Consider the following 26,006-nt stretch of genomic DNA (forward strand, 5'->3'; position numbering starts at 1 on the left):
GCTCCGCCCCGATTTTATTCCCGCCCGCCAGGTGTTTTTTTACGGCTTGCTTCCCGACGCCGAATCCTGCCAAGTCGGCCCATGCAATTCGCGCCGCAACAAGACGAAGCGCTCAAGGCCGTGGCCAAATGGCTGAAGGAAGGGCGTTCACCGCTGTTTCGCCTGTTCGGCTATGCCGGCACGGGCAAGACGACGCTGGCGCGGCATTTTGCCGAGAATGTCGATGGCGAAGTTCTGTTTGCGGCCTTTACGGGCAAGGCGGCGCAAGTGCTGCGCTCGCGCGGGGCAAGCAACGCCAAGACAATCCATTCGCTCATCTATCGTCCGCGCGGCGAAGAGGCCGTCGAGGATGAGGAAACCGGCAAGACCTCGATCGCGCCGATGTTCACCATCAACCGGCAAAGCCCGGTCGCCAAGGCGGCGCTGATCATCGTCGACGAATGCTCGATGGTGGACGAGGCGCTCGGCAGGGATCTGATGAGCTTTGGCACGCCGATCCTCGTGCTCGGCGATCCCGGTCAGTTGCCGCCAATCTCCGGCGGCGGCTTCTTCACCAATGAGGAGCCGGATTATCTGCTGACGGATATTCACCGACAGGCCCGCGACAATCCGATCATCCAACTCGCCATGCATGTGCGCGAGGGCAAGGAGATCATGCATGGCGACTATGGCACCGCGCAGGTGATTTCGAAGAACGAGGTTACGCAGCCTTTGGTGATGGAGGCGGATCAGGTGCTTGTTGGCACCAACCGCACCCGCAAACGCTACAATCAGCGTCTGCGCGAGCTCAAGGGCTTTACGGCCGAGTATCCACAATCCGGCGACAAGCTCGTCTGCCTGCGCAACGATCCCGCCAAGGGCCTGCTCAACGGCTCACTCTGGCAGGTCATGACCTCATCCAGGGAAACGGCGAAACCGGGTATCAATCTTTTGGTGCGCCCGGAAGACGACGACATGGACAGGGGTGCCGCAAAGATCAAGCTGCTGAAGCAGGCCTTCGAGGATGTCGAGGGCGAGATCCCCTGGTCGACGCGCAAGCGATACGACGAGTTCGACTACGGCTATGCCTTGACGGTGCACAAGGCGCAGGGCTCGCAATGGAACAATGTCGTGCTGTTCGATGAGAGTTGGGCGTTCCGCGATACGCGCGAACGGTGGCTCTATACGGCCATCACCCGCGCCGCCGAGACGCTGACCATCGTCCGCTAGAACCGCTTTTTTTCCGTGCAAACCGCGATAGGGCCAGCCTCTGTCCGGGTGTCGCTGGGCGGTGATGGACCGCCGAGCGCTTCATCAATCTTTTGCATGGGTCGATGTTCGAATCTCGTTGGTCTTGCTGTCCGCAATGGCATAAAACGGCGGTATTATCCTCTTCGAAAATCAGGGATTTCGATCATGCCTGCCAAGCTTTCCGTGAACCTCAACGCCATAGCCATGCTGCGCAACCGGCGTGACCTTCCCTGGCCGAGCGTCACGGGGCTCGGTCGGATCGCGCTTGCTGCCGGCGCCAGCGGCCTCACGGTGCATCCACGGCCCGATCAGCGGCATGTCCGCTTCTCCGACCTGCCCGAGATCCGGGCGCTGATCGATGACGAATTTCCGGAGGCGGAGTTCAACATCGAGGGCTATCCGAGCGACGAATTCTTCGATCTCTGTGCTTCGGCAGAGCCTGAGCAGGTGACGCTTGTGCCTGATGATCCCTCGCAGGCGACTTCGGATCACGGCTGGGATTTCCGCAAGAACCGCGATCTGCTGATCGACGTCGTTGCCAAGTACAAGAAGATCGGCTGCCGTGTGTCGTTGTTTGCCGATGGCGATGGCGATGCCGACGCCGTGAAAATTGCCAAGGAGGTCGGTGCCGATCGCATCGAGCTTTACACAGGTCCCTACGGCGGCTGCTACGACGCCCCGGAACGCGCTGCCGTCATTCTCGAAGCGCTCGGCAAAACAGCTGATGCCGCCTTCGCCAATGGCCTTGATGTCAATGCCGGCCACGATCTGACGGTTGCCAACCTGCCTGCGCTCCTCAAGCGGATTCCGAAACTTGCCGAAACGTCGATCGGCCACGGGCTGACCGCCGATGCGCTGGAATATGGCATGGCCGAAACGGTGCGGCGCTTCCGCCGGGCCTGCGGGCAAGCGGTTTAATCAGCGGCTGCAAGCATCGGGATCGCGGATCCATCAAAGCTGGCGAGCGTCGTAATGAAGGCGGTTGTCTTCGATCTGTCCTCGATGAGCTGCCGCCCAATCGGCGAGATGCCGCGCGGTTTCTGACAAGGAATGTCCGAGCGGTGTCAGCGTGTATTCGACCTGCGGCGGCGTGCTATCGCGAACGGTGCGTTCGACCATGCCGTCACGTTCGAGTGTCTTGAGTGTTCTCGTCAGCATTTGCTGCGAAATACCGCCCACCTGCCGCTTGATTGCATTGAAACGCTGTGAACCGGCGCGAAGCGTGACGACCACCTGGATCGTCCACTTGTCGCCGACGCGGCTGAGGATCTCGCTTACCCCCTTGCAGTCAGCTCCTGCGGGCGTGCCGGTCACATCCATCTGACCTGCTCCTAAAAATATGCTTTTGACGGTTACTTCTTGGTCTCATAAATGGCTGTGGTCAACATTGTAGACCTTATTTTCGACCCGGAAATGTCGAGATGGGGTCACCCGCGGAGACCACAATGAATCTCTTCTATTATCCCGCCGCCTGCAGCCTGGCCGATCACATAGCGCTCATCGAGGCCGGGCTTCCCTATAAGCTCCTCAGCATCAACCGCGAAAAAAGGACGGAAGATGGCCGGGATTTTCTGTTGATCAATCCGAAGGGCTATATCCCGACCCTCGAGATGAACGACGGAACGATCCTCACGGAGAACCAGATCATCCTCGCCTATATTGCGGAACAGAGCGGCAAACTCCTGCCCGACGATAGCATTCTCAGGTGGCGGACCTTCGAGGCGCTCGCCTTCATGTCCTCCGAAATCCATGGAAGCTACAACCCATTCTTCAGGGATTTCCCAGAGCCGGAGAAGGAGCGCGCCCGCGAGAAGCTCAAGAAGGCCTTCGCCATTCTCGCCGATCAGATGGGCGACAAGGCATTCCTGGTGAGCAACGAGATGACGATCGCCGATTGCTATCTCTTCTGGGTCCTGATGGCCGCGCCGAGAAGCGGCATCGAGCTGCCGAAAAATCTGCGGAACTGCCTGGATCGCATGAAGGCGATGCCTTCCGTGATCCAGGCGCTCGCAGAGGAGGGATTGAGTTGACCGGGCGACAGTCCGAACGAGCCGCGCATGCCCCGTTGTCGGGCGTACCCGTAATGGCGGTGCGTTTGGCTGGGAGGGGCGCCAGTGAACGAAGGGCCGCAAATGGCGCAAAATGGTCTTCAGGAGCGCCGGGAAACGGCTGGTGGTATTTCTTGTATGATACCGAACAGGTTCTCCGACGCGACGCGGTTAGAATTTGCGTCCAGAGCGTGAAAACTCCCTCGCCCCGCTTGCGGGGAGAGGGCTGGGTGAGGGGCTATGCTTGAGGCTGCGGCAAAAAAGCCTTGCCTTGCCGCTCCGATAACTCAACCGAGCAATGCAGCCTTGTGTTCCTCAACGAAGCTGCGCAGAGTCTGTGGCTCCTTGCCGGTCAGCTTGTTGAAGTCGTTGGTGAGAATGTCGAATTTGCCGGCGCGGGTGTTGGCGTCGGCGGAGACGAGCATGTCGACCACGAATTTCGGCAGGCCGGCGCCGGTCAGGCCCGCGGCGAACTGCTCGTCGTTGACCTGTACGACTTCCAGAGGACGGCCGGTGATCTTGCTGACGACGCTTGCGACATCTTCGATCGTCAGGGATGTGGAGCCCGTCAGCGTATAGGTCGCGTTGTCGGTGGTGTCGGAGGCAAGTGCTGCAGCGATAGCGAGCGCGCAATCGTTGCGGCTGATGTTGCTGGTACGGCCGCCGCCGGTCGCTGTGTACCACTTGCCGACGGCAAGATTATGCGGCAAGCCCATCATATAGTTGTCGAAATACCAGGCGTCGCGCAGGATCGTGTAGCCGATACCGCTCGCCTTGATGGCATTTTCCGTGCCGAGATGGTCGGGTGCGAAGGAGACAAGCGAGTTTTCCGGAGCCGGCATGGAGGTATAAAGGATGTGTTTCACACCAGCCTTCTTTGCAGCTTCGACGGCAGCCGTGTGCTGCTTCAGGCGCAGACCGGGAACGGCGAGTGCGTCGGTGCTGATGATCAGCAGGCGGTCGACGCCGGCAAAGGCGGTGGGCAGCGTGGCGGCATCGTCGAAATCGGCCTTGCGGGTGATGACGCCCTTGGCGGCGAGATCGGCAAGCTTCTCCGGGCTGCGTGTGGCAGCGATGATGCGGCCGGGGGCTACCTTATATGTCTCCAGCAGGTGATGAATGACGCGCTGGCCGAGCTGGCCTGCGGCACCGGTGACGAGAAGAGTGCTGCTCATGTCTTTATCCTTGTTTGACCGCCGCGCATTGCAAGGGTCTGGGTTGCTCTCAAAAAGAGACTAGCACTAGAATAGGAATTGACTTCTAGATGTAAAGGAGGCAGTTTTTCGGCTCCAAGTTACCAAAAGGGAACCGGCATGAGCGCCAGCACCGTCGTCAATCTGCGCAGCATAGATCCGCCGCTGCGCGACGTCGACCTCAGCAATCTCGATTTCAGCAATTGTCCTGTGCGCGATTTGATATCGCAAATCGGCGGCAAGTGGTCGGTGCTGTTGCTGGAAACGTTGGCAAAGCGGCCTTACCGCTTCGGCGAGTTACGCCGTCTGGTGCCCGATATTTCCCAGCGTATGTTGACGCAGACGCTACGCGACCTTCAGCGCGACGGCTATATCGACCGCGAGGTTTTCCCGACAAAGCCGCCGAGCGTCGAATACAGCATGACCGATCTCGGCCATTCGCTGTGTCAGCCGCTGGCACAGCTTTTGAACTGGGCAGAGGCCAATCACGAGTCCGTGCGCGCAGCGCGCGCCCGTTTCGATCAATCGCCGGACTGAGCCTCGCAGTGAAGCCTTTGAAGATCGCCATTGTTGGCGCCGGGCCTGCCGGCCTTGCCGCGTCTCTCTTTCTCACGCGCGCCGGTCATATTACCGACATCATCGAACGCTTCGACAGCCCGGCGCCGGTCGGCTCGGCGCTGATGTTGCAGCCGACCGGATTGACCGTGCTTGAAACACTCGGGCTCGGCCCGGCCATCCACGCAACCGGCAACCGCATCGACCGCTTGTTCGGCACGGAAACCACCCGTGGCCGCACCGTCCTCGACGTGCGCTATAACGCGCTGCCGAGCGGGCGCTATGGGCTCGGCGTCCATCGGGCGGCTCTTTTCGATACGCTTTACGATGAAGTCTCCGCTAGGAGACACCCGATCTTCACGGGACAGAAGATCGTGGGCGTGATGGAAGAGCGTGATCGCAGCTATCTCTCTGTCGAGGGTGCAGAGCGTCTCGGGCCATACGATCTTGTCATCGATGCCAGCGGCGCGCGGTCAGAGCTGGCAGCGGCTTCACCGCTGGCGCCGCGGGCGCGCAATCTTGTCTATGGCGCCTTCTGGGCGACGCTCGATTGTCCGGATGGGCTCGTGGATCAGGCGGCGCTGACGCAGCGTTACGACAAGGCGAGCGTGATGATCGGGGTTCTGCCGATCGGCAGCAGAAAACCGGATATGCCGAAGCAGGCGGCTTTGTTCTGGAGCTTGAAGGTCGCCGATGTCGACGAAGTTCGCAGGCGCGGGCTCGATCGCTGGAAGCAGACTATCCGTGGTTACTGGCCTGAATGCGAGCCGTTGTTGGAGCAGGTGACGGATTGGGAGCAGTTGACGCTGGCGCGCTATGCGCACCGCACCGTGAAAGTACCCTATAACGGGCGAACGGTCTTCGTCGGCGATGCGGCTCATTCCACCAGCCCGCAACTCGGGCAGGGCGCCAACATGGCGCTGCTTGATGTGGCGGCGCTGGCGCATGCGCTTGCGAGCCATGACACGATAGAAACAGCACTTTCCGCCTATGCCGGAGCGCGACGGATGCATGTGCGGCTGTTTCAGCTGCTGTCGCTGGCATTCACGCCATTTTATCAGTCGGATTCGGCCGCTTTGGCCTGGATCCGGGACCGGCTGGTGGCGACCATCGCCAAGGTGCCCCCGGCGCCGCAGATCCTCGCGGCGATCGTTTCCGGCACCTTGGTCGATCCCTTTGCGGCCGCCGGCCTCAGCGAATGCGACTGGCTGCGGGCTTCCGCTCCTCAGCCGTCCTGATCACTTTTCCCGCTCGGTCAGGAAGGCGAGGAGCGCAATCACCGGGAAGGCGATGCCGAACCACGAGGCGAGATTCCAGCCACCGGCGGCATAGGCCCAGCCGCCGAGCGCCGAACCGATGGCGCCGCCGCCAAAGAAGGTTGCCATATAAAGGCCATTCAGCCGGCTGCGATGTTCGGCGCTCAGCGCGTAGATGGCGCGTTGGCCGAGGACAAGATTGGTCTGCACGCCGAAATCGAGCATGATGCCGGAGAGCGTCAGCGTGATCAGTGCCAGCAGCGAACCGCTGCCTGAGACATGGCCGATAAAAAAGGCGACGATGGCGAGCGCCATGGCGAAGGCGGTGGCAAGTTTTGTCCAGCCGCGATCGGCGACCCGGCCGGCAATCGGCGAGGCGACTGCGCCAGCCGCGCCGGCGAGCGCGAAGAGGGCAATGCCGTTCTGCGTCAGGCCGAAAGCGGGGCTGGCCAGCAAGAGCGGCGTCGTCGTCCAGAACAGGCTGAAGGCGCCGAACATGCAGGCCTGATAGAGCGCGCGCCGCTGCAGCACCGGCGTATGCAGGGCGAGGTGACCCATGGAGGAGAGCAGCTGACCGTAATGCAGCCTTGTATGCGGTACCCGGGTCGGCAGCACGACGCGCAGTATGACGGCGAGACCGATCATGATGGCGGCCGAGATGATATAGACGGCGTGCCACGAAAGGAGTTCTGACAGGAAGCTTGCCACCGGGCGGGCCAGCATGATGCCGCAGAGCAGGCCGCTCATGACGTTACCGACGACCGCGCCGCGGCTGGCATCCGGCGCCATATGGGCTGCGAAGGGCACCAGGACCTGCACGGCGACAGATGCGATGCCGATACAGAGCGAGGCGAGCAGGAACAGCGACGGCGACCAGGCGAGGGCGGCGCCGACAAGTGCAATCGCCGCAAGCGCTACCAGCGTCAGTACCAGCTTACGGTTCTCCAAAAGATCGCCGAGCGGCACGATCAGCAGCAGGCCGAGACCATAGCCGATCTGGGTCAGGGTCACGATCAGGCCGGTTGCCGCCGGAGAGAAGCCGAGCGACTGGCTGATGGGACCGGCCAGCGGCTGACCGTAATAAAGATTGGCAGCCACCAGCCCGCAGGCGGCGGCGAACATGAAGGTCATCAGCGGCGAAATGGTCTTCTCAGGGAGCGGCATGCTCTCGGTCCTGGCGGCGGCACTTGCAGTCATGGCTCTATTCCTTGATGGGGGCGGGCAGGAGAGTGGGCTCCCCGAAATTCTAGCGAAAAATCAATCCAGCAGTTTCATGGTGACCTCGGCAACCGCGAGCATTGTTTCATGCTTACGGCCGGTCTTTCCGACTACGCGCATGCCTTTCGTGAGGCAGAGCATCGCGCAGGCGGCGACCTTGGCATCGACATGCTGTGGTATGGAACCATCCGCTTGTCCGAGGTGGATCAGATCGAGGATACGCCGCTCGTCAAAATCGAAAGCGACGCCGACGCGGCCGGCGACCTCCTCGTCGAAGAGCGCGAGTTCTGTCGCGCTGCCGACGACGAGGCAGCCTCTTCTGCCGACCTCGCCGCACGAGGCTTCAGCGAAGAATGTCACCAATGCGTGCAGCTTCTCATAGCCGTTTGTGGCGCTCGCCAAAGACTCGTCGATCAGTTGCTGGCGCACATGACGATAGCGATCGAAAGCGGCCAGGAAGACGCCGCGTTTGTCGCCGAAAGCCTTGTAGACGCTGCCTGCGGTCAGCCCCATGGCCTCAGTCAATTCGCTGATCGAGGCGGCATAATAGCCCCGCTCCGAAAAGACCCGCAGTGCTTCGTCGAGCGCTGCGTTCATATCGAATTCCCTGGGGCGGCCGCGAAGTCTGGGCGCGATATCGATGGTGTCCGTTGTCATGCGACTCTTTTAGGAAATGATCGTTTCCAAATCAAGCGGATTTTTGCGTTGCAACAGAATTGTCGCTCACGATGGGCATCCTACGAAGGCAAATCGCGGGTTTCGTTGCCGCTATTGATAAATGATCGCCATATGGATCGCGTCCTTGTAGTGCCCGTCTATACGCACGGCTCTGCACGCAAGCCCTTCCCGGACAAAGCCGACCTTTTCGTAGAGCGCGATGGCCCGGCTGTTGTCGGCGTGGACGCTGAGTTCCACGCGTTCGATACCGGTATCGCGGGCAGCCTGCAATGTCGCTTCTATGAGCCTGCGGCCCAGACCCTGACCGCGATAGGACGGGATGATTCCCATTCCAAGATGACCTGCGTGGGCATGGGAAGGGAAAGTATGTCGGCTGATATCGCACCAGCCGACAACATCGCTGCCAGCCAAAGCAACGAATTGCGGATTGCCTTTCACGATCATGCCGAGCACGAAGGCACGCGTCTCTTCCAGCGGGAATGCTTCGAGCAATGTCAGGTACTTCCGCTCGCGCGCTACGGTGTCGAGCGCCTTGTGAAAGCCTTCGATGTGCTCGCTGGCGATGGGCTGGATAAGGATATCGGCGCTGGCGATCATGGATGGATATCTCGATGCAAATCAGGGATGTATCGAGGATAGGGCTCAACCCTTACCCTGTCTATCTCCGCATCCGATCGATGCTCACAGGTCGAGCTCCCATGTCTGGCCGTTCAATTCCGGGCCGAACATACGATGTCTTTCCTCTGCGACGAGCCTGAATCCGGCTTTGACATAGATGCCGCGAGCGATATCGAGGATGTCGTTGGTCCACAGCGAAAGTTTGTCATAGCCGGCATCGCGCGAGAAGCGGATGCATTCGTCGACCAGAAGCTTGCCGAGGCCGAGGCCGCGCGCCGCCTTGTCGACGTAGAGCAGCCGGAGCTTGGCGACACCATTGCCGCCGTCGGCGACCATGGCGGAGCCGACATTCAGGCCGCTCCGTTCGGCGATCCAGCACCGGTCCTTTGCCGGATTGAAGTTGGACAGGAACTTGCCCGCGACGTCGGCGACCAATGCCTCGAACCGATGATCCCAGCCGAATTCCTCGGTATAGAATCGCGCCTGACTGTGGACGATCCAGCCGATGTCACCGGGCCGCGGGGCGCGGATGATGGCAGGGGGCGCAGCGGCCTGGTCCGTGCCGAGCGTATCCTGGATCGTCCGCATCGCTTCGACGATGCGCTCGGGCTCGCCGATGGCAAGCCTGTCGAAATATCCCGCGATCTGGGTGCGGGAGCGGCGGACGAACTCCTCGAACTGAGCCTGCCCCTTATCGGTGACATTCATGATCTGGCTGCGCGCATCGCTCGGGTCGGGCTCCGTCTCGATGAGCCCGTCCTCGCGAAAGCGCTTTACGATGCGGCTGAGATAGGCGGGATCGAGATGTAGCTCGCGCGTCAGTGTCGAAGCGGCGACGCCACCGCGAGAGCCGACTTCGAACAGGACGCGCGCATCCGTCAGCGTATAGGGGCTATCGAGATAGGCCCTGTTCAGCACGCCGAGAAAGTTCGTGTAAAAGCGATTGAAGTCGCGGACGGCATCTATGGTCGCGAATTCTGCAGCAACAGTCATGGAACATCGTCTCCTCAGATATAAGAGACGATGTCCATCATCTATTTGACTGAGTCAAGTAAATTGGTTTTCACCTATGCGGCGCGGCTACTGCGGGCGCCTTCCTCCGCAAGAGCAAAATCGACGGCAGCTTCAGCATGGATGGTCGTCGTGTCGAAGCCGGGCAGGATCAGCGCATTCGGATCGAGGATGAGGCAGATCTCGGTGCAGCCGAGAATGACGCTGTCGGCGCCCTCGGCCTTGGCACGCTCGATGATGTCATGCAGCTTTCGGCGCGATTCGTCCTTGATGACGCCGGCGCAGAGTTCGTTGAAGATAATGTCGTGGGTCACCGTGCGGTCTTCGGGGCCGGGCACCATGATGGAGACGCCATTCTCAGCCATGCGTTCGGCATAGAAACCGTGCTCCATGGTGTAGCGCGTGGCGAGCAGCAGCGGCTTGACGCGACCCGCAGCCTTCAGCGCGGCAGCGGTTTCGTCTATAATGTGGATGAGCGGCACGGAAATACGGGCGGCAACTTCCGGCGCGATCAGGTGCATGGTGTTGGTGCAGATGAGCACGCATTCGGCGCCGGCTGTCTGCAGGCGATGTGCGGCATCGCCGAGGCGGGCGGCGGCATCGCCCCAGCGCCCGGCCTTCTGCAAGGCCACGATCTCTTCGAAATTGACCGAGTACATCAGCAGTTCGGCGGAGGAGAGGCCGCCCAGCCGGTCGCGAACCATTTCGTTGATCTGGCGATAATAGACCGCCGAACTCTCGAAACTCATGCCGCCGATCAGGCCTATGGTGCGCATATTGCTGTTCTCCGCTCTTGTCTGTGAATGGAGGAATGGTGCCGCAATTCATGCGCCTTGTGTTTGCAAACTTTGTGATGCCTGCAATTGAATCTGCAATGATTTGCACATATTTCATGTTTTGTGCAAAATGACGGCGTGATGATAGGGATTTCTGCACATGCTTGATGAACGTGACCGAAAGATTCTGGAATTTTTGCAGGCGGATGCCGGCATATCGGTGACGGAACTCGCCGATCGCGTGGCTCTATCAGTCTCTGCCTGTTCGCGTCGCATCCAGCGGCTGGAGGAGAGCGGCCACATCGCCAGGCGCATCGTCGTGCTCGACCGCGAGAAGATGGGCGTACCGACGACGGTCTATGCTATGATCAAAACAGCGCATCACGCCGACGAATGGATAGAGACGTTCCGCAAGGCGATCGGCGACATTCCCGAGATCGTCGAGGCGCATCGGCTGACCGGCAACTACGACTACATTCTGAAGATCGTTCTGCCCCGTGTCGAGCACTACGACGTCGTCTACAAGCAGCTTGTGCGCAGGGTCGAGCTGTTCGATGTTTCGGCGTCAATCTCGATGGAAGAGCTGAAAAGCGGTGCTTCCGTTCCCGTCGGCTATGCGCAGTAAGTTCGCCACAATCACGTGCTGATTTTGCATATCACCTTGTTAAAGGTGTCATGGGGAGCAAGTGCTTTTGGGTTGTACAATCACATTCGTGGTTATGGCCGTGGAGGCAATTCGCAATGAGCAATGCAGATATTCAAAACTACTTTCTGCCCGGTGAAAAGTTGTTGTGGCTAGGCCGGCCGAAACAAGGCCTCATGTTTAGCAAGAAAGACATGCTGCAAGTGCCGTTTTCGCTCATATGGGGCGGTTTTGCAGTCTTCTGGGAAAGTATGGCCATGCGCCAGGCCAATGCTCCGCTCTTTTTTAGATTATGGGGCGTGCCGTTTATATTAATTGGCCTGTACCTCATCATTGGCCGTTTTGCGCTGGATGCGTTTGTTCGCGCCAGGACACAGTATGCGGTCAGCGATCAGCGCATAATAATCTTGCGCGAAGGCTGGTTTTCCAAGCTTCTGACCTTGCCGTTGCAGAGGTTGCCGGCTCTTGATTTGGGTCAGAGAGGCGATGGCACGGGGACAATCAGCTTTGGAAGCGATGCCCAAGTTGGCTATGGCCGCCGCAACGGCATAAGCGCCTGGACTCCCGCGCTTTCAAATGCTCCTCAATTTCTTGGTATCACCGAGGCGCGTGAAACATTCAGTCTCATCCAACAAGCGCAGTCGACGAAACCATCTTAACTTGTATCACAGCTGGCGGCCGCAGGGGTGCCATGCATAAAAGATGATTGCCGCTCATCCTTCGCAACTCTACGTTTTCGATGAACCGTAGACATGAGGGGTCGCCATGCAGGATTATCACGTTGTCATCGTCGGGGGCGGTTTTGGCGGTTTGCAACTCGCCAATGATCTGAAGGGTGCGCCTGTCCGCATCACGCTGATCGATCGACGCAACCACCATCTGTTTCAGCCGCTTCTCTATCAGGTCGCGACCACCTTGCTTGCCACCTCCGAAATCGCCTGGCCGATCCGCAGCTTCTTCAGGGATCGGCCCGAGGTGACGACGTTGCTGGCTGAGGTCGTCGGCGTCGACAGCGAGGCGCATCAGGTGCTGCTGAAGGGCGGCCAGACCATTGCCTACGATACGCTGGTTCTGGCGACGGGGGCGACCCACGCCTATTTCGGCCATGACGAATGGGAGCCGGTGGCGCCCGGCCTGAAAACGCTGGAGGATGCGACGACCATCCGCCGCCGCGTCCTGCTGGCCTTCGAGCAGGCGGAACTGGAGAGCGACCCGGCGGTGCGCGACGCGCTCCTGACCTTCACCATCGTCGGCGCGGGTCCCACGGGCGTCGAGCTGGCCGGCATCATCTCGGAACTGGCAAGGACGACGCTGCCGAAGGAATTCCGCAACATCGACACCAGCAAGGCAAGGATCATCCTGGTGGAAGCCGGGCCGCGGGTGCTGGCGGCCTTCGCCGAAGACCTGTCCGCCTATGCTCTCAAGGCGCTGGAGGCGCTCGGCGTCGACATCCGCTTCGGCAAACCTGTCACCTCCTGCAGTGCGGAAGGGGTGACGATCGGCGATAGCTTCGTGCCATGCCGCACAATCGTCTGGGCGGCGGGTGTCGAAGCGTCGCCGGCGGCGAAATGGCTGGATATCCCGGCCGACCGCGCCGGTCGCGCCGTTGTTGACAAGGAGCTGCGGGCGCCGGGCAAGGAAGATATCTTTGTCATCGGCGATACCGCATCCGTCCTGCGCGAGGATGGCAGTCCGGTGCCGGGGATCGCTCCGGCCGCCAAGCAGCAGGGAGGTTATGTCGCCAAGGTCATCAAGGCGAAGCTGGCGGGCAAGCCGGCACCCGGGCCGTTTCGCTATCGGCATCAGGGCAGCCTTGCAACGATCGGCAAGAGTGCCGCGATCATCGATTTCGGCTGGATCAAGCTCAGGGGATGGCTCGCCTGGTGGGTCTGGGGCCTTGCCCACATCTATTTCCTGATCGGCACCCGCTGGCGCATCGCGGTCGCCTGGAGCTGGCTGTGGATCTATATCAGCCGGCAGCACAGCGCCCGGCTGATCACGCAGAAGGAAACCATGCGCGAGGAATGAAAAAGGGCAGCCACAGTGGCTGCCCTTTCTTATAAGCCGTTGCGCCGTGACGCTTAGGCCAACGATGCGATGTCGATGACGAAGCGGTAGCGGACGTCGCTCTTCAGGACGCGCTCATAGGCTTCGTTGACCTGATCGATATTGATCACCTCGATCTCCGAGACAATGTTGTGCTTGCCGCAGAAATCGAGCATTTCCTGGGTTTCCTTGATCGAGCCGATCATCGAGCCGGAAAGGCTGCGACGGCCAGGGATCAGCGAGAAGGCATGGACCGGGACGGCATGTTCCGGAACGCCGAGCAGCACCATGCTGCCGTCGTATTTCAGGAGATTCAGGTAGGCATTCCAGTCGATGGCGGTGCCGACCGTATTGAGGATAAGGTCGAAGCTGCCTGCAAGTTTGGTAAAGGTTTCGGCATCGCTAGTGGCGTAGTAGTGGTCAGCGCCGAGCTTGAGGCCGTCTTCCTTCTTCGACAGCGTTTGGCTCAGAACCGTCACGTCAGCGCCCATGGCATGCGCCAGCTTCACCCCCATGTGACCGAGGCCGCCCATGCCGACGATCGCGACCTTCTTGCCCGGACCTGCCTTCCAATGACGCAGCGGCGAATAGAGCGTGATGCCGGCGCAGAGGAGTGGCGCACCTGCGTCGAGCGGGATATTCTCCGGGAAGGAGAGGACATAGCCTTCCTTGACGACGATCGAGTCGGAATAGCCGCCGAAAGTCGGCGTCTTGCCGTCGGCTTCGACGTCGTTATAGGTCTGGACGAGGCCAGGCATGTAGTGTTCGTAATCCAGGTCGCGCGTGGCGCAGGTCGTGCAGGAATCGACGAAGCAGCCGACGCCGACGCGGTCGCCGACCTTGAATTTCGTCACCTTGGAGCCGACGGCAGTCACGATGCCGGCAACTTCGTGGCCCGGCACCATCGGGTACTTGGAGAAGCCCCATTCATTGCGGGCCTGGTGGATGTCGGAATGGCAGACACCACAATATTTGACGGAGATCGCGACATCGTCGTCGTTCGGCTCGCGGCGTTCGAAGGTGAACGGCGTGAGCGGCTTCGACGCGTCGGTGGCAGCATAACCCTTTGCGATAGGCATGGGAGACTTCCTTGTTTTTCGGATGGGGTGGGAGTGGAATTGGGATGGCGCACTATGCATCGGGAGCGGACCGGAGCGTTAGAGCGATCCTGCAAGCTTTATGTACGATCCTGCGAATCTAAATGCGCAGCTGCCCTTTCGCAGCGGGCTTCTGTTACCTAGATACGTCTTGATATCTACTCTAAAACAGTTGGTTGCGAATGACACTTCCCTTTAATCCCAATCAGGAACTCGCATCCATCATTGCCCGTTTCGCCACGGAGGACGGAGAATACCGCACGCCGATAGATGGTCTCAACCTATACCGGCAGTCGGCTGCGACAGTATGGCAGCATGGGGCTTATCGGCCTTGCTACGCCATTGTGGTCCAGGGGCGGAAGACTTTGACTGTTGGCGCTGATACGTACCATTACGGTGTCGGCGAGTATATTTTGACCGCCCTCGACCTGCCCGTATCGAGCCAGGTAACCAATGTCGGCAGTGACACGCCGTATCTCTGTTTTAGCATGGCGCTGGACGGTGAGCGCCTGAAGGAGCTTTTGTCGCGCGTCAACGTTCCACGCCAAGCGGTGACGGCGGAGCCCTTGCGTGGGCTTGCGGTCAATGCGGCGTCGCCAGAATTGCTCGATGCCTCGTTGCGGCTGCTCAGATTGCTCGATCAGCCCGAGGATATTTCGGCCATGGCGCCATTGATCGAGCAGGAGATCCTTTATCGCCTGCTCACCGGGCCGAACGGTCCCCGGCTGCTGCAGGTCGCGATGGCGGAAAGCCAGAGCAACCGGGTGGCGCGTGCCGTTGCCTGGCTTCGTGGCAATTTCGAGCAGCCGTTGCGCATCGAGGAACTGGCTGAGCGTGTCGGCATGAGCGTTTCGTCACTGCACCATCATTTCAAGGCTGTCACCGCCATGTCGCCGATGCAGTATCAGAAGCAGCTTCGCTTGCACGAAGCGCGTCGCCTGATGATCGTCGAGCAGCTCGACGTCGGCTCGGCCGGCCATCGCGTCGGTTATCAGAGCCCCTCGCAATTCAGCCGCGAGTACAGCCGCCTTTACGGCCTGCCGCCGCTCAAGGATGTCGAGGCCATGCGCAATAATGCTGTAGCGGCCGAATAGGCCTAGCTGATGGGTGCGCCACAATTGCCGCCGTTCCAAGTGTAGCTGGGAACGGCATCCTGAGGTCCCCACAGACCCTCGAAACGACCGTAGCCGGCATCGAACCGGATCGTCAGCGAACCCATTCCATATTTGTCGGACCAATGCAGCGTTCGTACGGTGCCGTGCGCCGTCCCGATTTCCGACAAGGTGCCGGCCGTTGTATTGCCGTCATCATCGAAACGATAGGTCCCCGATATGTGGCCCTTTGGGTCGGCCTGTAGCGAAGTCTCGACATCCACCAGCAACCCACTAGATAGAAGCTTGCCGCAATAATGTCCGTCGGGTCCGGTAAGCGGCTTTGTCGTTGCATGAGCCGACACTGTAAGGGGAAACAGGGGAAGGGGAAACAGGCCGAGCACAAGGCAGATCCCGACAATGCGGGTAGGTGCCCGCTGTTTGCTTCCGCCCATGCCGCTGCCAGCCGGGAAGCGGTGAGGTGACGTCTCGAAATGAAGGTTGAACGCGGCTTTCATCAAAGGATCTCGAAAGGAAACGGATGTGCCGGTAAGCTCTATCCGCCACGCGCCGGCCATGACAAGCGCGCTCCGATTTTTGGCGCAGTGCAGCAACGAATTCCGCTTGACGACCGCTTCGGCGTGCTGCATAACGCGGCACGAACCGTACCGTACGGTACGCATTTGGGAGTGGCCATCGTGCTGAGCGAAGTAGGACAGTCGAGCGAGTTTTCGCCGCGCCAGAACGCCGTTCTGGAGCAGGCGCTGCGTCTGCTCGTCGACGGCGGCGAAAAGGCGCTGACGACCTCGGGCGTCGCACGCGCCGCCAATTGCTCGAAGGAAAGTCTCTATAAATGGTTCGGCGACCGTGACGGTCTGCTGTCGGCGATGATCGCCTATCAGGCGAGCAAGGTGCGCACCTTCGAGCGCAACGGCGAGCGGCTGACGGTGTCGAGCCTGCATGATCATCTCGTTGTCTTCGCCCGCGATCTGCTGGAAGTTCTGGCGGGCGATGTCTCGCTGGCGCTGAACCGCCTGGCGATCGGCCAGTCTAACCGCGATGGCTCGAAGCTCGGCAAGCTTTTGCTGGAGCGCGGCCGCCGGCAGATCGACCGCCGCGCCAGCGGCTTGATCGACGCTGGTAAGCGGGCAGGGCTGCTCCGTTTCACCGATGCCGACGAGGCATATCACACGCTTTACGGGCTCATCGTTTCCGATCTGCATGTCCGCATGCTGCTCGGCGAGCCCGGTTTGAAGGATTCCAGCCGTCAGGCGGAGAGGGCTGTTACAGCCTTCCTCAAGCTTTACGGCACGGAAAAGGTTTTGGCGGAAGCAGCGGCGACCGTCTGAGACATCGAAATTATACCCAGACAAGCAAAGGGAAGGACAAACAATGCGCGTCTATTACGATCGTGATGCCGATCTCAACCTCATCAAGTCGAAGAAGGTCGCCGTCATCGGCTACGGTTCCCAGGGCCGCGCTCATGCGCTGAACCTCAAGGACAGCGGCGCTCAGAACCTTGTGATTGCGCTGAAGGCCGGTTCGCCGACCATCAAGAAGGCTGAAGCCGATGGCTTCAAGGTCATGACCGTTGCCGAAGCTGCCGCATGGGCCGACCTGATGATGATGGCGACCCCGGACGAGCTGCAGGCCGACATCTACAAGGCCGACATCGCTCCGAACATCCGCGACGGCGCTGCAATCGCTTTCGCTCACGGCCTCAATGTCCATTTCGGCCTCATCGAGCCGAAGGCTTCGGTCGACGTCGTCATGATCGCGCCGAAGGGCCCGGGCCACACGGTTCGCGGCGAATACCAGAAGGGCGGCGGCGTTCCCTGCCTCGTTGCCGTTCACCAGAATGCTTCCGGCAATGCGCTTGAACTCGCTCTCTCCTACGCTTGCGGCGTCGGCGGTGGCCGTTCGGGCATCATCGAAACCAACTTCCGCGAAGAGTGCGAAACCGACCTCTTCGGCGAACAGGTCGTTCTTTGCGGCGGTCTCGTCGAACTCATTCGCGCTGGTTTCGAAACGCTGGTCGAAGCCGGTTACGCTCCGGAAATGGCCTATTTCGAGTGCCTGCACGAAGTGAAGCTGATCGTCGACCTGATCTATGAAGGCGGCATCGCCAACATGAACTATTCGATCTCGAACACGGCCGAATGGGGCGAATACGTCACTGGCCCGCGCATCATCACTGAAGAGACCAAGGCTGAGATGAAGCGCGTCCTGAAAGACATCCAGACCGGCAAGTTCACCTCCGAGTGGATGCAGGAATACCGTTCGGGTGCTGCCCGCTTCAAGGGCATCCGCCGCAACAACGACAGCCACCAGATCGAGGAAGTCGGCGCCAAGCTGCGCGGCATGATGCCCTGGATCGGCAAGAACAAGCTGGTCGACAAGAGCGTCAACTAAGCTTTCCGTACGATGAAGCATTGAAAGCGGGGCCGAGGAGGGAAACTTCCTCGGCCTTTCATTTTCTGCGACCTAATCCGGGCTGGCGAGCTATTCGCGAATTCGCTATAGGGTTGTATATGAACTCCGATGAAACCAATTTGGCTCGAGCGGCGACCAAGCTCCATGGATATTGGCAGGCAGCCTATGCAGCATTTGCTGAATATCCATCTCCTGAAATTCTGGATGCGTCGCCATTGCTTGACGCGGAGAAGATTTTGCTCGAATTGCGTTCTGCACCTTTAGCGAACTTAAGTGGGAACGCTCTGAGTGGCTACGCCACGAGCGCCATGACCACCGTTGGGGGAGTCAAGGAATACAGACATTATCTGCCGCGCATTCTGCAGCACGCTTTTTTGACCCCGAGTGAGCCAGGCTTTGATCCGCTGATAATCTTGTCGAAGCTGGAATATGCTAACTGGCGTAGATGGCCAGTGTCAGAGCGTTCTGCGATCGAGAACGTTTATCGCGCGTCGTGGCACTGGGCACGATTGCAGCATCCAGACGAGTTCGATGCGACGAATTGGTTCGCCTGCGTAATTCGTCTCGAAAAGGATATTGATTCTGTTCTGAAGTCATGGCTGTCCAATCTGACACCGAATTCTGCCCTTCAACTCGCTGACGTCATCAGTCGGTCGGACGGGCTGCCATATGGTCGCTCTTTTTGGGAAGATCTTGATTTGGCGACAAGGCGGACGATCGCCGATTGGCTTTGCGGCGATGGATTGCAAGCTGCCATAGTGGCGGTTGTCGACAATGTAGCCGATAGAGATATGTGGCGCATCGATTCCATTGAGGCTGCTTTGGCCCTTTTGCGTGCGATGCCCTGCCGTTAACGCAGGTTTGGAGTAGCTGGCAGGGCAAGTTTTGCTTGGGTCAACAGAGCCAACTCCAAGCCGCTTGGGGCGATGAGAGCAACAACTAAGTTCAGACCGATTTCTATTTCCGTACGCTAACATAGAGCCATTTCGTCGGCTTGCCGTCGAAGCCACCTCCATCGGCTTCGGTTATCGCTACATCTCTCCATCCGCCTTCATTCAGAAGAGCCCTCAGCCATTCGGCCGAAGGATAATTGTAGTAGCGGCCGAGCGTGTCGTGCCCCTCAGCAGCGCCGGCCTTGAAGCTGCTATGGAAGATGCCGCCGTCCTTCAAAGCACGCAGAATCCGATCGAAGATATTTGGGAGGTCCGATCGCGGTACATGAAGGAGGCTGGCCTCCGCCCATATGCCGTCAAAAGCGGCACTGGCGTCCAGGGTCTCGAACCGCATGATCCGGACGGGTCTGCCAATTAGCTTTTCAGCCTCATTGGCGAGTTCTGCCGAACCGTCTGTCGGCGTGATGTCGAAGCCACGCGATAGCATGTAGGCCGCATCCTGACCGGCTCCGCATCCCAGCTCAAGGATAGACGCTCCGGCCGGAAGGGCGGCAAGAAACGCGTCGAGTCGGCTTCTCGGAAGATTGCGTTTACGCGCGGCATAGAGGGCGGCGTTGTCGGCGTAAAACGATGTTGTCGGATCCGTGCTCATGATCTCTTTTGACTCTGTTACTCGGGTTCAGAAGCTCATTCCTATCAGGAAAGATTGCGATTCTGAGAGGCAATGAAAACAAATTAGGTCAGTATTGTTGACTTATCTTTTGTTGCGTGATCTTGTGCCGGAAAGACCAAAAATTACGAGGAAGCCCCATGTTGAATTGGGAAAATATCTTTGCGACGCGTTCGAGCCGTATGCGCGCCTCCGAAATCCGCGAATTGCTGAAGCTGCTGGAGCGGCCGGATATCATCTCGTTTGCCGGTGGGATTCCCGACCCTGCGCTGTTTCCGGATCAAGAGTTCAAGCAGGCCTATGCCGATATTTTTTCTGGCCCGACCGTCAATGCCGCCCTGCAATATTCAGTCAGCGAAGGCTACAAACCACTGCGCGAATGGCTGGTTGGCCAGATGAAGGTGCTCGGCGTTCCCTGCGAACTCGATAACGTCTTCATCGTCTCCGGCTCGCAGCAGGGGCTCGATTATCTCGGTAAGCTCTTTCTGTCGCCGAAGGATACGGCGCTTGTGACAGCGCCGACCTATCTCGGCGCGCTGCAGGCCTTCAATGCTTACGAGCCGACCTATGACCAGCTGACGCCGAACGGCAACCGGACGCCGGATTCCTATAGCGCCGCTGCCACGAAGGCCGGAGGCAGAGTCAAATTCGCCTATCTCTCGGCTGATTTTGCCAATCCGACCGGTGAAACGGTCGATCTGGTTGCCCGCGAGAAACTCATCGACCTCGCCGACGAGCTCGATATCGCCATCATCGAAGACGCCGCCTATCAATCGCTGCGCTACGATGGTGAGGCGATCCCGCCGATCCTGGCGCTGGAGATCGCGCGCAAGGGGAATATCAACGACACGCGGACGATCTATTGCGGCAGCTTTTCCAAGACCTTGGCGCCGGGTCTTCGCGTCGGTTTCGTCGTTGCCAATGCGCCCGTCATCCGCAAGCTGGTGCTGATGAAGCAGGCGGCGGACCTGCATTCCTCGACGATCAACCAGATCGCCATCCATCAGGTCGCCGAACGCGGTTTTGATGCGCAGGTTGCCAAGGTCCGCAAGACCTATAGCCACCGTCGCGACTGCATGCTGGCGGCGCTTGCGAAGTATATGCCTGAAGGTACGAGCTGGACGAAGCCGCAGGGCGGCATGTTCGTGTGGGTCACCCTGCCGAAGGGCATGGATGGCGCCAAGCTGCTGGCAAGATCGCTCGAAACCGCGAAGGTTGCCTTCGTTCCCGGTCAGGCCTTCTTCGCCGACGGCACTGGTGCGAATACATTCCGCGTCAGCTTCTCCTGCGCCAATGACGAGATGATCGAAGAGGGCATTTCGCGGCTCGGCAAGTTGATATCAGGCGAGATCGGGGCATTGGCCGCCTGATTTACCTTCTCCCCGATGGGGAGAAGGATGGGCTCCGGAGCTTGTCGAAGTGGCGTCGGTTGAGGGGGCATCGCACCGTTATGGTGGACACTGAATGTGCCGCGCCACCTCCTCATCCGCCCTTTGGGCACCTTCTCCCCGAGGGGGAGACGCAGCTTCTTACTTCGCCAGATGTGGGTCGATCAGCGAAAGGTCGGCCTCGCTCAGACGGTCGCTGGCGGTGTTGCGCTGATGCCAATAGGGATACATCAGCGGCGGCAGGCTGACATCATCAAGACGCTTGCGTTCTTCATCGGTTAGCTTCAGTTCGGCGCTGGCGAGATTGTCCTGGAACTGGGCTTTCGTGCGGCCGCCGATGATGACCGAGGTCACGCCCTTGCGACCGATCAGCCAGGCGAGCGCTACCTGTGCGGCCGAGACGCCGCGGCCATCGGCAATCTCCACCAGCGTATCGACGATATTCCACAGGCGGTTCTCATCGCGGATCGGCGGTTCCGTCCAGCCGGCGAACTGGCGCGTGCCTTCAGGCGTTGCCTGGTTGCGGCGATGCTTGCCCGACAGCAGCCCGCCGGCGATCGGGCTCCAGACGAGGATGCCGAGGCCTTGGTCGATGCTGATCGGAACCAGCTCGTTTTCGGCGTCGCGAGCCTCCAGCGTATAGTGGATCTGCTGGCTGACGAAACGTTCGCGCTTGTCACGCTCGCTGACGCCAAGCGCCTTCATGATGTGCCAGCCGGAAAAGTTCGAGCAGCCGATGTAGCGGATCTTGCCCTGGCGAACCAATGTATCGAGCGCTTCCATCGTCTCTTCCAGCGGTGTCTGACCGTCCCATTCATGCAGCTGGTAAAGGTCGATGACATCGGTCTTCATGCGCTTCAAGCTTGCCTCGCAAGCCTGGATCAGATGCTGGCGGGAAGAGCCGACATCGTTGACACCAGGCCCCATCGGAAAGCGGGCCTTGGTGGCGATGAGCACGCCGTCCTTGCGCGGGCCGCCGATGATCTCGCCGAGGATTTCCTCCGAGGCGCCCTGCGAGTAGACATCGGCCGTGTCCAGCAGGTTGACGCCGGCATCGACGCACATGTCCACGAGCTTCTTTGCATCCTTGACGCCGAGATCGCCGACGGTCTTTGCCCAGCCGACCCCGCCGAAGGTCATCGTGCCCATGGTGATGGTGGAAACTTTGAGGCCGGAGCGGCCAAGCAGGCGATATTCCATGGATATGTCCTCCCGGATCCCATCTGAAATTCGAGTGCCAAGAAATAGCGTGAGGCGCCGACGGTCAAGGTTTAATCATCATATGAAACGCATCTTCTTCAAATTCAACTGTCACAATCATGTTAAGCCGCACGTCTAAGGAACCTTCCTACAACCTAGCCGAGGACGTCTTATGAAGACCTTTGTTTCCGCCTTCGCCGGCCTGCTGGCCGTCGCTCTTTTCTCCGGCGCCGCCACCGCCGCCGACCTCGTCCTCTATACCAGCCAGCCGAACGCCGACGCGCAGGCGACCGTCGATGGTTTCATGGCTGCCAATCCGGGCATCAAGGTCGATTGGGTTCGTGACGGCACGCCGCAGATCATCGCCAAGTTGCAGGCGGAAATGCAGGCCGGCGCTCCCGCTGCCGATGTTCTCCTGATTGCCGACACGGTGACGCTGGAGCGCCTGAAGGAAGCCGGCAAGCTGCTGGCCTACAAGTCGCCGGAAGCCGCGAACTACGACGCGTCGCTCTACGATGCCGATGGCTACTATTATTCCACCAAGCTGATCACCACAGGCATCGTCTACAACACAGCCGCTTCGATGAAGCCGGCCAGTTGGCAGGATCTGGTCAAGCCGGAAGCGAAAGGTCTTGTCGCCATGCCGAGCCCGCTTGCTTCGGGTGCCGCTCTCATTCACGCACAGACGCTCGCCGGCGTCGGCAGCCTGGGCTGGGACTATTACAAGAATCTTGCCGACAACGGCGCTATCGCTTCGGGCGGCAACGGCGCAGTGCTCAAGGCGGTCGCCTCCGGCGAGAAGGCCTATGGCATGATCGTCGACTACATGCCGATCCGCGAAAAGGCTAAAGGCGCACCCCTGGAATTCGTTTTCCCGACCGAAGGCGTTTCGGCCGTGACGGAGCCGGTCGGCATCCTCGCCAGCACGCAGCATGCCGACGCCGCCAAGAAGTTCGTCGATTACGTCCTGTCCGAAAAGGGCCAGGAAGGCTTCCTGAAGCTCGGCTATATTCCGGCCCGCAACGGCACGCCGCTACCGGAAGGTTTTCCGGCACGTGACAGCATCAAGCTTTTGCCGTTGAATGCCGCCGCTGCTCTCAAGAATACGGATCAAGACCTGAAGACTTTCTCCACCTACTTCAAGTCGAAGTGATCCGGCCCGGATTTTAAATGTACGGATATGTGCGTAAGGGAAACAGCCAGCCGGCCTGGCTGTTTCCTTTTGTTGTTGCCGTCGTGCTGCTGCTTAGCGTTCTGCCGCTGGCACGGCTGGCGATGGTTGGCATTGAGGCGCTGCTGCGCGGCGGCACCTATGAGCTCATCACCGATCCCGCGCTGTGGCGCTCCACCTGGTACACGATCGAAACGGCCGTGCTGGGCACGATCATTTCCGTGGCTCTCGGCTGCCTCTTCGCATTCCTGCTGACATTGACCGACATGCCGGGCAGGGGCGCGCTCAGCTTCCTCTTCGTACTGCCGATGATGATCCCGCCGCAGGTGATGGCGCTTGCCTGGGTGCAGATGTCCGGTCCGTCGAGCCCGCTGCTGAAGGCGCTGCATATCGCGCCGCCGCTCGGCTCGCCGCAGCCGCTCTATTCCATCGGCGGCATCGCACTTCTCTACGGCGTGCAGCATGCGCCGCTGGTCTATCTGGCGCTCAGGGCCGGATTGATGGCACTCCCACGCGATGGCGTTGAGGCGGCAAGGCTTTCGGGAGCCTCGGGCCTGCGCGTCTTCAGGGATATCATCCTGCCTCTGTCGCTGCCCGGCGTCATTGCCGGTGCGGCAATCGCCTTCGTCTCCTCGATCGGCAATTTCGGCATTCCGGCGATCCTTGGTATTCCCGCCTCGATCTATACGCTGTCGACCCTCATCTTCACGAAATTCTCCAATTTCGGCCCACGGACTTTCGGCGATATCGCCGTGCTTTCGACCATGATCGCCGTCATCGCCGTTGCGGGACTTGCGGTGCAGGCCAAGGCGTTGAAAGGGCGGGACTATCGTGTCATCGGCCTTTCCGGCGCGTCCGCTGCCTTTTCGCTCGGCCGCTGGCGTTATGTTGCCGTGCCGGTGCTCTGGGCGATCCTGTTCATTATGCTCGTCGCGCCCTTTCTGGCGCTGGTTGCAGGCGCGTTGGTGCCGGCCTATGGCGTGCCGCTGACGTTCAAGACGGCGTCGCTGAACGCCTTCGTGGAAATCCTGTTTCGGCAGACGGTGACACGCACGGCCTTTTCCAATTCCCTGTTTCTCGCCGCGACGACGGCGCTCGGTCTCCTGCTGGTGACAATTCTTGCCGCCTATGCGCTGACGCGGCGCAAGGACATGCTGAGCCGCATCGTCGGCGGCCTGATCGAGATACCCTACGCACTCCCCGGCATCATCATCGCCGTCTGCTTCATCCTGGTGTTTGCAGCACCCCTGCCGATCCTCAACGTCACGCTCTACGGCACGATCTGGATCATTCTGCTGGCCTATTTCTCCGCCTACTTCGCCGTCAGCTTGAAGCCGGTCATGAGTGCTTTCCTGCAGCTCGATCCGGCGCTGGAAGAGGCGGCGCGTCTTTCGGGCGCCGGCTTCTTCCGCCGCCTTGCGGATATCATCGTGCCACTGATCGCGCCGGCGGCGGGCGCGTCCGTGATCCTGGTTTTCCTCATTGCCTGCAACGAGCTGACGGTTTCGGCGCTGCTCTGGTCGGCGGGCACGCAGACGCTCGGCGTCGTCATCTACAATCTCGACGATGGCGGCAGCGCCGATCTTGCCTCTGCCATGTCCGTCATCGTCATTGCCATGGTCGTGATCATGATGGTGCTGCTCGAAGTCATGGCCAAGCGCCTGCCGAAAGGAGTGGTGCCGTGGCGAAGCTGATCCTCAACCACCTCTGCAAGGATTTCGGCACGGGCGGCCGCGCCGCCGTCAATGCACTGTCGCTCGACGTGCGCGAGGGCGGTTTCCTGGCGCTGCTAGGCCCCTCCGGCTGCGGCAAGACGACCGTGCTCAGAATGATAGCCGGCTTCGAACAGCCGACGGATGGTTCCATCCATCTCGGCGAGCGATTGCTGGCGGATGCGGCGAACATGTTGCCGCCGGAGCGGCGCAACATGGCGATGGTATTTCAGTCCTATGCGCTCTGGCCGCATATGAACGTCGCAGACAATGTCGGCTACCCGCTGAAGGTGCGTGGCATCTCCGGCGAACGTTACCGCGAGAAGGTGCGTGAAGCGCTCGCCACGGTGCGTTTGGCCGACTATGCCGAGCGCCGGCCCGCCGATCTCTCCGGCGGCCAGCGCCAGCGCGTAGCGCTTGCGCGCTGCCTGGTGACATCGCCTGACGTCGTGCTGCTCGATGAGCCGCTTGCCAATCTCGACCGTCATCTCAAGAAAGAAATGGAGGAGACGTTCCGTGAATTTCATCAGCGCTCGGGTGCCACGATGGTCTACGTGACGCATGATCAGAGCGAAGCCATGGCGCTGGCGACCGATGTCGCCGTCATGTCCGAGGGGCGGCTATTGCAGGTGGCGCCTCCGGCGGAGATCTATGCCCGGCCCGAAGGGCGGATGGTCGGCAGCCTGGTCGGGCAGGGCGCCATCCTGTCGCTGATCCTGCCCGATGGTCGGCCCCGTCTCATCGATTGGTCCGCCTTGAAGAAGATCTGGAACGAACAGGAGGGCGCCTCTGAGCATGCCGATATCCTTGTGCGGCCGGAGGATGTGATCGCCGACGCGCAGGGCATTTCCTGTCGGGTCGTTTCGGTTCTCTATGAGGGCGAGCGTTACGCGATACGGCTCTCGTTGCCGGACGGGCAGATGCTCAGGGCCTATAGCCGCGAGGTGGTAAAGGCGGGTGACGTCTATCCCGTCGCCATCCGCTCGGCCTGGAGGCTCTGATTGTGCGGCGGGAGACAAGATGGTTGTTCGCCGCCGCCGCCTATGCTTGATTTGACCGATGTCACGAATGGGAGTCGC

The 26,006-nt window shown here is 60.2% G+C and carries 27 protein-coding genes; 16 read left to right on the forward strand and 11 right to left on the reverse strand.

The window, feature by feature from the left end; translation table 11 throughout:
- Positions 1-81: 81 nt before the first annotated feature.
- Positions 82-1,209: an ATP-dependent RecD-like DNA helicase gene (locus FHT29_RS23880; protein WP_047558007.1), complete on the forward strand. Its 1,128-nt coding sequence runs from the start codon at positions 82-84 to the stop codon at positions 1,207-1,209.
- A 186-nt stretch (positions 1,210-1,395) separates the two neighbouring features.
- Positions 1,396-2,148, forward strand: a complete 753-nt coding sequence (locus FHT29_RS23885) for a pyridoxine 5'-phosphate synthase (protein WP_037202658.1) — start codon at positions 1,396-1,398, stop codon at positions 2,146-2,148.
- Between the two features lie 33 nt (positions 2,149-2,181).
- Here FHT29_RS23885 and FHT29_RS23890 read toward each other — a convergent pair whose 3' ends face one another.
- Complete coding sequence (locus FHT29_RS23890) at positions 2,182-2,550, reverse strand: helix-turn-helix domain-containing protein (RefSeq protein ID WP_047558005.1); 369 nt, start codon at positions 2,548-2,550, stop codon at positions 2,182-2,184.
- 125 nt (positions 2,551-2,675) lie between these two features.
- Between FHT29_RS23890 and FHT29_RS23895 the strand changes: the two genes are divergently transcribed.
- Positions 2,676-3,260: a glutathione binding-like protein gene (locus tag FHT29_RS23895; protein ID WP_047558003.1), complete on the forward strand. Its 585-nt coding sequence runs from the start codon at positions 2,676-2,678 to the stop codon at positions 3,258-3,260.
- Positions 3,261-3,565: 305 nt separating this feature from the next.
- Here FHT29_RS23895 and FHT29_RS23900 read toward each other — a convergent pair whose 3' ends face one another.
- Positions 3,566-4,453, reverse strand: coding sequence for an SDR family oxidoreductase (locus FHT29_RS23900; protein ID WP_047558001.1), 888 nt, complete (start codon positions 4,451-4,453; stop codon positions 3,566-3,568).
- 138 nt (positions 4,454-4,591) lie between these two features.
- On the opposite strand from FHT29_RS23900, the gene FHT29_RS23905 reads away from it, so the two are divergent.
- Complete coding sequence (locus tag FHT29_RS23905; RefSeq protein WP_047557999.1) at positions 4,592-5,008, forward strand: helix-turn-helix domain-containing protein; 417 nt, start codon at positions 4,592-4,594, stop codon at positions 5,006-5,008.
- A gap of 8 nt (positions 5,009-5,016) precedes the next feature.
- Positions 5,017-6,264, forward strand: coding sequence for an NAD(P)/FAD-dependent oxidoreductase (locus tag FHT29_RS23910; protein ID WP_047557996.1), 1,248 nt, complete (start codon positions 5,017-5,019; stop codon positions 6,262-6,264).
- Here FHT29_RS23910 and FHT29_RS23915 read toward each other — a convergent pair whose 3' ends face one another.
- The 5 genes from FHT29_RS23915 to FHT29_RS23935 form a co-directional block, all read right to left on the reverse strand.
- A complete protein-coding gene (locus FHT29_RS23915; RefSeq protein ID WP_047557994.1) occupies positions 6,265-7,479 on the reverse strand; it encodes an MFS transporter in 1,215 nt (404 codons plus the stop codon).
- 60 nt (positions 7,480-7,539) lie between these two features.
- The gene (locus tag FHT29_RS23920) at positions 7,540-8,157 is read right to left on the reverse strand and encodes a TetR/AcrR family transcriptional regulator (protein WP_047557991.1); all 618 of its coding nucleotides are present in this window, start codon (positions 8,155-8,157) and stop codon (positions 7,540-7,542) included.
- Positions 8,158-8,268: 111 nt separating this feature from the next.
- Positions 8,269-8,775 carry a GNAT family protein gene (locus FHT29_RS23925; RefSeq protein ID WP_047557989.1) on the reverse strand — a complete coding sequence of 169 codons (507 nt, stop codon included), beginning with the start codon at positions 8,773-8,775 and terminating at the stop codon, positions 8,269-8,271.
- 84 nt (positions 8,776-8,859) lie between these two features.
- Positions 8,860-9,789, reverse strand: coding sequence for a helix-turn-helix domain-containing GNAT family N-acetyltransferase (locus FHT29_RS23930; RefSeq protein ID WP_047557988.1), 930 nt, complete (start codon positions 9,787-9,789; stop codon positions 8,860-8,862).
- A 74-nt stretch (positions 9,790-9,863) separates the two neighbouring features.
- Positions 9,864-10,583 carry an aspartate/glutamate racemase family protein gene (locus FHT29_RS23935; RefSeq protein ID WP_037202648.1) on the reverse strand — a complete coding sequence of 240 codons (720 nt, stop codon included), beginning with the start codon at positions 10,581-10,583 and terminating at the stop codon, positions 9,864-9,866.
- Between the two features lie 160 nt (positions 10,584-10,743).
- Here FHT29_RS23935 and FHT29_RS23940 point away from each other — a divergent pair, with 160 nt between their 5' ends.
- From FHT29_RS23940 to FHT29_RS23950, 3 genes are all read left to right on the forward strand, one after another.
- Positions 10,744-11,208: an Lrp/AsnC family transcriptional regulator gene (locus tag FHT29_RS23940; protein WP_047557986.1), complete on the forward strand. Its 465-nt coding sequence runs from the start codon at positions 10,744-10,746 to the stop codon at positions 11,206-11,208.
- Positions 11,209-11,324: 116 nt separating this feature from the next.
- Positions 11,325-11,885: a PH domain-containing protein gene (locus FHT29_RS23945; protein WP_168600211.1), complete on the forward strand. Its 561-nt coding sequence runs from the start codon at positions 11,325-11,327 to the stop codon at positions 11,883-11,885.
- Positions 11,886-11,991: 106 nt separating this feature from the next.
- Entirely contained in the window at positions 11,992-13,254 is a 1,263-nt protein-coding gene (locus tag FHT29_RS23950) for an NAD(P)/FAD-dependent oxidoreductase (RefSeq protein ID WP_168600212.1), read from the forward strand.
- Positions 13,255-13,307: 53 nt separating this feature from the next.
- Here the strand turns inward: FHT29_RS23950 and FHT29_RS23955 are convergent, their stop codons facing one another.
- Positions 13,308-14,351: an NAD(P)-dependent alcohol dehydrogenase gene (locus FHT29_RS23955; RefSeq protein ID WP_037202644.1), complete on the reverse strand. Its 1,044-nt coding sequence runs from the start codon at positions 14,349-14,351 to the stop codon at positions 13,308-13,310.
- Between the two features lie 200 nt (positions 14,352-14,551).
- Here FHT29_RS23955 and FHT29_RS23960 point away from each other — a divergent pair, with 200 nt between their 5' ends.
- Positions 14,552-15,463: an AraC family transcriptional regulator gene (locus tag FHT29_RS23960; protein ID WP_047557979.1), complete on the forward strand. Its 912-nt coding sequence runs from the start codon at positions 14,552-14,554 to the stop codon at positions 15,461-15,463.
- 2 nt (positions 15,464-15,465) lie between these two features.
- Here the strand turns inward: FHT29_RS23960 and FHT29_RS23965 are convergent, their stop codons facing one another.
- Complete coding sequence (locus FHT29_RS23965; protein ID WP_246703089.1) at positions 15,466-15,978, reverse strand: hypothetical protein; 513 nt, start codon at positions 15,976-15,978, stop codon at positions 15,466-15,468.
- Positions 15,979-16,158: 180 nt separating this feature from the next.
- Between FHT29_RS23965 and FHT29_RS23970 the strand changes: the two genes are divergently transcribed.
- The 3 genes from FHT29_RS23970 (at position 16,159) to FHT29_RS23980 (ending at position 18,747) form a co-directional block, all read left to right on the forward strand.
- Positions 16,159-16,809 (forward strand): TetR/AcrR family transcriptional regulator C-terminal domain-containing protein, encoded by a 651-nt coding sequence (locus FHT29_RS23970; RefSeq protein WP_037202871.1) that lies wholly within the window; start codon positions 16,159-16,161, stop codon positions 16,807-16,809.
- A gap of 43 nt (positions 16,810-16,852) precedes the next feature.
- Complete coding sequence (gene ilvC, locus FHT29_RS23975; protein ID WP_037202641.1) at positions 16,853-17,872, forward strand: ketol-acid reductoisomerase; 1,020 nt, start codon at positions 16,853-16,855, stop codon at positions 17,870-17,872.
- Positions 17,873-17,991: 119 nt separating this feature from the next.
- The gene (locus FHT29_RS23980) at positions 17,992-18,747 is read left to right on the forward strand and encodes a hypothetical protein (protein WP_051964424.1); all 756 of its coding nucleotides are present in this window, start codon (positions 17,992-17,994) and stop codon (positions 18,745-18,747) included.
- Between the two features lie 103 nt (positions 18,748-18,850).
- Here the strand turns inward: FHT29_RS23980 and FHT29_RS23985 are convergent, their stop codons facing one another.
- Positions 18,851-19,438 (reverse strand): class I SAM-dependent methyltransferase, encoded by a 588-nt coding sequence (locus tag FHT29_RS23985; protein ID WP_047557977.1) that lies wholly within the window; start codon positions 19,436-19,438, stop codon positions 18,851-18,853.
- 158 nt (positions 19,439-19,596) lie between these two features.
- Here FHT29_RS23985 and FHT29_RS23990 point away from each other — a divergent pair, with 158 nt between their 5' ends.
- Entirely contained in the window at positions 19,597-20,826 is a 1,230-nt protein-coding gene (locus FHT29_RS23990; protein ID WP_113108163.1) for a PLP-dependent aminotransferase family protein, read from the forward strand.
- Between the two features lie 159 nt (positions 20,827-20,985).
- Here FHT29_RS23990 and FHT29_RS23995 read toward each other — a convergent pair whose 3' ends face one another.
- Entirely contained in the window at positions 20,986-22,044 is a 1,059-nt protein-coding gene (locus FHT29_RS23995) for an aldo/keto reductase (protein ID WP_047639848.1), read from the reverse strand.
- Between the two features lie 172 nt (positions 22,045-22,216).
- Between FHT29_RS23995 and FHT29_RS24000 the strand changes: the two genes are divergently transcribed.
- The 3 genes from FHT29_RS24000 to FHT29_RS24010 are packed head-to-tail and all read left to right on the forward strand — an operon-like array spanning position 22,217 to position 25,928.
- Positions 22,217-23,197 carry an ABC transporter substrate-binding protein gene (locus FHT29_RS24000; RefSeq protein ID WP_047557972.1) on the forward strand — a complete coding sequence of 327 codons (981 nt, stop codon included), beginning with the start codon at positions 22,217-22,219 and terminating at the stop codon, positions 23,195-23,197.
- A gap of 17 nt (positions 23,198-23,214) precedes the next feature.
- On the forward strand, positions 23,215-24,909 hold the full coding sequence (locus tag FHT29_RS24005) for an iron ABC transporter permease (protein WP_047557970.1): 1,695 nt from the start codon (positions 23,215-23,217) through the stop codon (positions 24,907-24,909).
- Positions 24,897-25,928, forward strand: coding sequence for an ABC transporter ATP-binding protein (locus FHT29_RS24010; RefSeq protein ID WP_037202628.1), 1,032 nt, complete (start codon positions 24,897-24,899; stop codon positions 25,926-25,928). The genes FHT29_RS24005 and FHT29_RS24010 overlap by 13 nt, the downstream gene beginning before the upstream one ends.
- Positions 25,929-26,006 lie beyond the last annotated feature (78 nt).

It is taken from the genome of Rhizobium sp. SG741 (assembly GCF_012275435.1).
Classification (GTDB): domain Bacteria; phylum Pseudomonadota; class Alphaproteobacteria; order Rhizobiales; family Rhizobiaceae; genus Rhizobium; species Rhizobium lusitanum.

Excerpts from the sequence above, each read along its gene's own strand:
- FHT29_RS23940 (WP_047557986.1), top strand. The coding sequence starts at position 10,744 with ATGCTTGATGAACGTGACCGAAAGATTCTGGAATTTTTGCAGGCGGAT.
- FHT29_RS23990 (WP_113108163.1), top strand. The coding sequence starts at position 19,597 with ATGTTGAATTGGGAAAATATCTTTGCGACGCGTTCGAGCCGTATGCGC.
- FHT29_RS23915 (WP_047557994.1), bottom strand. The coding sequence starts at position 7,479 with ATGACTGCAAGTGCCGCCGCCAGGACCGAGAGCATGCCGCTCCCTGAG.
- FHT29_RS23965 (WP_246703089.1), bottom strand. The coding sequence starts at position 15,978 with ATGAAAGCCGCGTTCAACCTTCATTTCGAGACGTCACCTCACCGCTTC.
- FHT29_RS23955 (WP_037202644.1), bottom strand. The coding sequence starts at position 14,351 with ATGCCTATCGCAAAGGGTTATGCTGCCACCGACGCGTCGAAGCCGCTC.
- FHT29_RS23905 (WP_047557999.1), top strand. The coding sequence starts at position 4,592 with ATGAGCGCCAGCACCGTCGTCAATCTGCGCAGCATAGATCCGCCGCTG.
- FHT29_RS24000 (WP_047557972.1), top strand. The coding sequence starts at position 22,217 with ATGAAGACCTTTGTTTCCGCCTTCGCCGGCCTGCTGGCCGTCGCTCTT.
- FHT29_RS24005 (WP_047557970.1), top strand. The coding sequence starts at position 23,215 with ATGTACGGATATGTGCGTAAGGGAAACAGCCAGCCGGCCTGGCTGTTT.
- FHT29_RS23985 (WP_047557977.1), bottom strand. The coding sequence starts at position 19,438 with ATGAGCACGGATCCGACAACATCGTTTTACGCCGACAACGCCGCCCTC.
- FHT29_RS23935 (WP_037202648.1), bottom strand. The coding sequence starts at position 10,583 with ATGCGCACCATAGGCCTGATCGGCGGCATGAGTTTCGAGAGTTCGGCG.
- FHT29_RS23890 (WP_047558005.1), bottom strand. The coding sequence starts at position 2,550 with ATGGATGTGACCGGCACGCCCGCAGGAGCTGACTGCAAGGGGGTAAGC.
- ilvC (WP_037202641.1), top strand. The coding sequence starts at position 16,853 with ATGCGCGTCTATTACGATCGTGATGCCGATCTCAACCTCATCAAGTCG.
- FHT29_RS23885 (WP_037202658.1), top strand. The coding sequence starts at position 1,396 with ATGCCTGCCAAGCTTTCCGTGAACCTCAACGCCATAGCCATGCTGCGC.
- FHT29_RS23920 (WP_047557991.1), bottom strand. The coding sequence starts at position 8,157 with ATGACAACGGACACCATCGATATCGCGCCCAGACTTCGCGGCCGCCCC.
- FHT29_RS23945 (WP_168600211.1), top strand. The coding sequence starts at position 11,325 with ATGAGCAATGCAGATATTCAAAACTACTTTCTGCCCGGTGAAAAGTTG.
- FHT29_RS23960 (WP_047557979.1), top strand. The coding sequence starts at position 14,552 with ATGACACTTCCCTTTAATCCCAATCAGGAACTCGCATCCATCATTGCC.
- FHT29_RS23930 (WP_047557988.1), bottom strand. The coding sequence starts at position 9,789 with ATGACTGTTGCTGCAGAATTCGCGACCATAGATGCCGTCCGCGACTTC.
- FHT29_RS23925 (WP_047557989.1), bottom strand. The coding sequence starts at position 8,775 with ATGATCGCCAGCGCCGATATCCTTATCCAGCCCATCGCCAGCGAGCAC.
- FHT29_RS23895 (WP_047558003.1), top strand. The coding sequence starts at position 2,676 with ATGAATCTCTTCTATTATCCCGCCGCCTGCAGCCTGGCCGATCACATA.
- FHT29_RS23980 (WP_051964424.1), top strand. The coding sequence starts at position 17,992 with ATGAACTCCGATGAAACCAATTTGGCTCGAGCGGCGACCAAGCTCCAT.
- FHT29_RS23950 (WP_168600212.1), top strand. The coding sequence starts at position 11,992 with ATGCAGGATTATCACGTTGTCATCGTCGGGGGCGGTTTTGGCGGTTTG.
- FHT29_RS23880 (WP_047558007.1), top strand. The coding sequence starts at position 82 with ATGCAATTCGCGCCGCAACAAGACGAAGCGCTCAAGGCCGTGGCCAAA.
- FHT29_RS23995 (WP_047639848.1), bottom strand. The coding sequence starts at position 22,044 with ATGGAATATCGCCTGCTTGGCCGCTCCGGCCTCAAAGTTTCCACCATC.
- FHT29_RS23900 (WP_047558001.1), bottom strand. The coding sequence starts at position 4,453 with ATGAGCAGCACTCTTCTCGTCACCGGTGCCGCAGGCCAGCTCGGCCAG.